Below are 6,002 nucleotides of genomic sequence, written 5' to 3' on the forward strand. Positions count from 1 at the left end.
ATGATAGTGCGCGCAATCGGCATGGGACTTTGCTCCGACACCCGATACTGCGCCCGACGCAGCAGCACATTGCCGCTCTGCCGTCCCTGAAGTCGCCCCAAGAAATGACCGTTTTCCTTAAAAAACGCCAAATTCACATTATTTTCGCCACAAAACCCCAGTAAAAACGGCGACACCAACACATTCCCAAAAAAGAAAATATGCCCGATGGAATGCACCGGCAACTGCGCTACCTTCTTACGCTCCTGTTCCACCACCAGTGTCTCACGCTCCCTATGCAGATAGCTGCCTTGGGGGGTGATGTAAAGCGTGTTTTGCAGTTTGCGCATGGGGAACTCCTTGGATTTTGGTCGCAGTTTTTGGGGCCATCTGAAGATTATCAATTAAGCTAAATCAAGCTAATTTTAAATCCATCCTTTATCTAATAGACGATCATAAGCAATATCAATTTGTCTAGGAGTAAACACCTTTTTATGTTCGTTCCATTGGTGAATGTTTTTTATTAAATTATCTTTTTCTGTAATTCCTTCTTTTTTAGCTAACCAATGAACTGTTGCCAGTAATTCCAAACCATATGATGACTCAAATCCATCAACTAATTCAGTAACTTTCTCAAAATTGGCATAACTATTGGAATGATTAGATAGAAATTGTTGCGCATCTTCTACTGCTCCTGGTACAAGTGTTAATGGTTTATTAGGCATATCACCACCATCAGCGTATCCAGAAATAAAATAACCTTCGATTGCTTTTAAAACATGTCGTAAGTTATCAGCATAAGGGCCATAATGATGTTTAACATATTTCAAACGAAGATTTTCGCCAGATTCCTGCATAAAATACATTAACTTATGTACTTCTAATAATGAAATATATGGATCTAATAATCCCTTTAAATAGCGACTCATCAATTCAATTAAGGCAGCTCTCCCAGCAGTCATCTCTGGAATTTTTGTAGAATGTGTTATTTTGCTACTTTCAGGAACTCCATTTGGCTCATATACAAAAATTTTTACATTCTTGATATGACCAAGTGCATTCTCAATACGTAAACGCACTTGCTCCCAATCCAATCCACCTAAACCAGCTCCCAACGGCGGAATTGCAATGGAATGAATATTTTTTTCTTGGATTACATTTACCAAATCAATCAGTCCACTTTCAATGTCTTCAATACGGCTTTTTCCTCGCCAATGACGTTTGGTAGGAAAATTAATAATCCATCTAGGTAATACAAGCTGCTCTGTTTCAAAAACAAACATTTCTCCAGGTTTCAACATTTCTTGCTTACATGCCTGCTGATACGCTCTAAAATTCTCTGGATATTTATTTTTAAATTGCAACGCAATACCACGTCCCATAATACCGACGCAATTTACGGTATTTACTAAAGCTTCGGCATCACTCTCAAAAATATCGCCCGTTTTAAATTCAATCATGATAAATCTCCTATTAGTAATACCAAGTAGGCTCTATGGTTACTAGTGGTCGATGTTGTTGTCCTTGAATCACATTCATAACTTCATGTGCGTAATACTTCGAATGTACGCCAATATGTTCTATCAAATGCCAAGGAAATTGATGTTCTAGTAGAAATTCTGCTTGTTTTCCTTCTTTTTGTCCTTGCCAGTTACAAGCTTGAACAGCTTGCCAATCAATTTGATTTAAATCATTTACGTTATTAAAATCTTCGAAATAATAAGAACCCGCATTTGAACTAGTAAAAGCCCAACGGATAGGTGGATTTTGACTATTTGCCCATGCAATAACCCGATTAAAATCAGCCTGCAAATGAATTATGGGCTCTTGTCCTCCTTGATATGCTAATTCAGTATTTCTACGATGAATCAAATAAAGCATGACTGAACGTGGGCAAAAATAAAATGGTACACAGTCTCCGACATGTAAATCTGGATAACTATTTAATGCTTTATATAACCGACGTTGCTTGATGTTACTTAGCCCAATCATAGATCCATTGTTTGTACGTTGACTAATAACAGCATCACTCCATAAGCACCCGTCAGTAAGAATAGAACTTAATCTATCTACATGCACAATATGATAAATTTTAATTGACATCATATTTCTCTTTTGCAATCCAATATATTGGTCTTATTTTATCGTTTATGATTTAAAATACCAAATTTCCATATCTCAAAATATCAAATCACTCCCCAAACAACCCCTCCACATACCCCACACTCCTATCCCGTTTCCCCAGCAACTCCGGCTGACAAATCTCCACCAGCGAGCAGGCTTTGCAGCGTTTGCTGTAGTTGGGCAGCGGGGTTTGGCCGCTGTTTAGGAGTTCGCGCACGGCGGCGATGGTGGCGAGTGTTTGGGCGCGCAGGTCGTCTGAAAACACAACGGGGATGCGGTGGCGGGTTTGCATATACCACACAGCGCGCCCTCAAAGACGGTTTGCCCCGTCATTTCTTCCAAACACAAGCCTTGGGCGCAAAGCTGGATTTCGTCCACCGGGCCGGGTTTGGGCTTGCCGCGTTTGTATTCCACAGGTTTCAGACGGCCTGTCTTTGTTTCCACTTCCACCAAATCCAACACACCGCTGATACCCAGTTTCTCCGCCGATACATGCACGGTCCGCTCAAAGCGCACGCCCTTGCGCGTTTCCGGTTCGCCCGAATCTTTGCCGCAATGATATTGCGCGCAATCGGCATGGGACTTTGCTCCGACACCCGATACTGCGCCCGACGCAGCAGCACATTGCCGCTCTGCCGTCCCTGAAGTCGCCCCAAGAAATGACCGTTTTCCTTAAAAAACGCCAAATTCACATTATTTTCGCCACAAAACCCCAGTAAAAACGGCGACACCAACACATTCCCAAAAAAGAAAATATGCCCGATGGAATGCACCGGCAACTGCGCTACCTTCTTACGCTCCTGTTCCACCACCAGTGTCTCACGCTCCCTATGCAGATAGCTGCCTTGGGTGGTGATGTAATCGGGTCGGTCTTTCAGACGGCCTTGGCTAGTGCTTTGGCCGTATTCGGTCTGTTGGACCAGTTGTCCGGCGGCATCGTAGCCGTAGGCGGTGATTTTGCCGTCCCAGCCGGTTTCTTGGATCAGGTTGTCGGTTCGGTCGTAATCGAGACGGTAGGTTTCGCCGTTTTCGTTGGTGAGGACGGTCAGACGGCGGGCTTTGTCGTAGGCGTAGGCGAAGGTATGGCCCAGTGCGTTGGTGCGTTTGAGCGGCAGTCCGTCCACTGCGAGTTCGTAGGCGGTTTGGGCTGAGATTGTTAAAGAACAAATGGTTCAGACGACCTCAAAGAAGATAGTGAAGTCGTCTGAAAAGTAGAAACAGCGTGAGTAGCGCATACCCTATGTCGGGACTGAAGTTTTTGCTAGACTACGGCTTACTATTCGTATTTTATATACCACCTTTTGGCATCATCTCCTGTAACTGGACTGTAAGGTAGATATCCTTCTGCCTCTTTATCTGAAATTTCTTGATCATTCCCTAACAAATCAATTTTTCTTTTCATGCCACTTGGTCCATATTCAAAAAACACATTCTTAATTTCATTAGGGGTAAGTTCAAAATTGTCATAATGACCTAAAATTCTCCATTCGCCCTTTTGTATGTGTTTTTTATTATCCAATGTACTATATACATCCAATATAAATATTTTTCCTAGTTGTTTAGCCTCCATTATTTCTTTCGCTGTAATAACATTAGGATTTGTATGTTGTATATCATATATCTTACAAGCAAACCAGCCATCCAATTTAGCAATTAAAATCCCATAACCATATTTTTCTTCAAGTTCATTAATTTTAAAACAAAGAATATCCCCCACTTTAATAAACCTTAACATTGTACGTGTTTTCTTATCCCACTCCCATAAATTTACTCTATCCATTGCACTTTCCTTTCAGTTTTTTAAGTAATTTATTTCGAAACTTCATAAAATATTTTTGGCGAGATTTTCTACGAGTTTTGCTATTTATATCAAAAGAATTAATTTTATTCTGTCTATTACTTTGAGAAATTTCTTTTCCTACCTCTCCATGTTTTGTATCGTAATGTTCAATTAAGGCTTGTTCATACCCCCTTGCTTGGCCATATGTCAAATTACGATGCAAGGGCTCCATTCTTGTTAAGCCATCTTTGGTCAAACGTCCTGTATCTTGATGTTCAGCAATCCTTCTCGCTGTATCGTTCGTGATACCAACGTAATAAGGCTTATCTGCAATTTTTCCGGTATTTGGATCAACATCAAATAATCCGTAAACATGGTAGCCTGGAGTTTTCTCATGAACCAATCCAAATGGATCAATCCATATCTGGCTGTTAGGAGCAAACCAATAAAGACTCTCGCCCCCCCACAACCCAATCGGGTCCTGATTCACAAACCGCCCGGCCTCAGGCTCGTAATAGCGCATCAGGTTGTAATGCAGCCCGGTCTCTTCATCAAAGTATTGGTTTTGCAGTCTGAACGGCTGATGGACGTTCTGATAGACGCGCCCGTCCTTTTTCAGACGACCCCAAGCGGTGTATTCGCCGTACCACAACAGATTGCCGTGGATGTCGGTCATCTCGCGCGGGATGCCGATTTGGTCGTTGTGGAAATAGGCGAGGTATTGTTTGCCGTCTTTGGCGTTGTCAAAGATTTGCGCCAGCGGTTCGTAGCTGTCTTGGTCGGTGTAGAGATAGGTGTAGCTGCCTTTGTAGGTGTACTCCTGAAGTAATCGTGTTCCGTCCCAGACGAAGTGGGTGCGTTTGGGGTCGGTACTCGTCCGGGCGAGTTTGTCTTTTCTTTCCTTACTCAGTCTTCGCCCGAACGGGTCGTAGGCGTAGGTCCAGATCTCGGTATTGCCGGCGGGCTTTGTCGTAGGCGTAGGCGAAGGTATGGCCCGGCGCGTTGGTGCGTTTAAGCGGCAGTCCGTCCACTGCGAGCTCGTAGGCGGTTTTGGCTGAGATTGTTAAAGAACAGATAGCTCAAATAACCTCAAAGAAGGCTTGAGGTCATTTGAAAAGCAAAAAACGCATGTGTGCGTTTCGCACATACCTTACGTCGGAATTGGAAGTTTTATACAGACTATGGCTTGTTATCGACTGCTTGAGAAGGAAGTAGGTTACAACTCATTTTAAATAAAAATGGGAATTACATTCTGAATAATAAATCTATCATTCTTGAACAATGATAGATTTACATGAGAATTTTCTTTTTGAGAAATAAAAATTTGGCAAAAGTCTTCAACATATATATCTAATTTATTAAATCCCAATCTATCTGGATTTGAAATTAAAACTCCTTTAAATCTTACATTACTTGATGTCTTAACCCATAAGGCATTAAAATCTTTCTCCCATTTTCCCCATTTTTTAACGGGGAATAATGGCTCCTGTTTTATAAAAAAACTGAATTCGCTATTACCATTTAAACTAATCATAATATCTTTAATAAAAATAGAATTGTATATACCTTCAGGATAAATTTTTTTTAGAAAAAAATTATTTCCGAAGAAATCTAAATTTAACATAAGATTACCTTTTTTTCTTAAAATTATAATGCCCATAAGTACCACTTACAGAACCAGTGTTCGTATTACTTTCTGGTCTCACATTAAAATGTGGTTCTCTGCCTTTATTAATTTCTGCTTTTATATGGCCAAGACTGTGTTCTTGGATAACAATAGTTTTTCTTCCAGGAATTTCATAAAAATATTCTCTCACCTGAATTGGTTGATAATTACTATATAAAACCTTATTACCATAACCATCATCTAAAAGAACACGTCTAATTTTTGTGGGCTGAAGTGAATTAGGTATGTTTGAATCTTTTTTTGCTCTTCTAAAAGCCTCTCTTCTCGATTTGGCATTGTAAAATTCCTTTTTGTTAGGAGAACTTTTTTCTACCCCCAACGGGTCAAACCACGCCTGTACATTCGGCGCAAACTGATACAAATTCTCCCCCCCCAATACCCCAATCGGATCCTGATTCACAAACCGCCCCGCCTCAGGCTCGTAATACCGCA

6 protein-coding genes and 3 pseudogenes are annotated in these 6,002 nt (G+C 41.2%); all 9 read right to left on the reverse strand.

Going from position 1 to position 6,002, the window contains the following annotated elements; genetic code table 11:
* A partial coding sequence (locus KEM39_RS10430; protein ID WP_211709988.1) for a CRISPR-associated endonuclease Cas1 occupies positions 1–329 on the reverse strand: 329 nt, incomplete at its 3' end.
* A 75-nt stretch (positions 330–404) separates the two neighbouring features.
* Positions 405–1,439 carry a macro domain-containing protein gene (locus KEM39_RS10435; protein ID WP_118778784.1) on the reverse strand — a complete coding sequence of 345 codons (1,035 nt, stop codon included), beginning with the start codon at positions 1,437–1,439 and terminating at the stop codon, positions 405–407.
* Between the two features lie 13 nt (positions 1,440–1,452).
* Complete coding sequence (locus KEM39_RS10440) at positions 1,453–2,085, reverse strand: DUF4433 domain-containing protein (protein WP_211709989.1); 633 nt, start codon at positions 2,083–2,085, stop codon at positions 1,453–1,455.
* Between the two features lie 85 nt (positions 2,086–2,170).
* Positions 2,171–2,655: pseudogene (gene cas4 / locus KEM39_RS11680) on the reverse strand (CRISPR-associated protein Cas4); the annotation flags it as partial.
* Positions 2,631–2,981: pseudogene (cas1, locus tag KEM39_RS10455) on the reverse strand (CRISPR-associated endonuclease Cas1); the annotation flags it as partial. The pseudogenes cas1 and cas4, both read right to left, overlap by 25 nt.
* Before the next feature lie 398 nt (positions 2,982–3,379).
* Positions 3,380–3,883 (reverse strand): Imm26 family immunity protein, encoded by a 504-nt coding sequence (locus KEM39_RS10465; RefSeq protein ID WP_025458295.1) that lies wholly within the window; start codon positions 3,881–3,883, stop codon positions 3,380–3,382.
* Positions 3,884–4,283: 400 nt separating this feature from the next.
* A pseudogene (locus tag KEM39_RS10470) lies at positions 4,284–4,850 on the reverse strand (RHS repeat-associated core domain-containing protein); the annotation flags it as partial.
* Positions 4,851–5,111: 261 nt separating this feature from the next.
* Positions 5,112–5,507: a hypothetical protein gene (locus KEM39_RS10475; RefSeq protein ID WP_211709992.1), complete on the reverse strand. Its 396-nt coding sequence runs from the start codon at positions 5,505–5,507 to the stop codon at positions 5,112–5,114.
* Positions 5,508–5,511: 4 nt separating this feature from the next.
* Positions 5,512–6,002, reverse strand: a 491-nt coding sequence (locus tag KEM39_RS10480; protein WP_249182735.1) for an HNH/endonuclease VII fold putative polymorphic toxin, incomplete at its 5' end; no start/stop codon positions are given.

This window comes from Neisseria sp. Marseille-Q1983, assembly GCF_018224585.1.
Taxonomy (GTDB): Bacteria; Pseudomonadota; Gammaproteobacteria; order Burkholderiales; family Neisseriaceae; genus Neisseria; species Neisseria polysaccharea.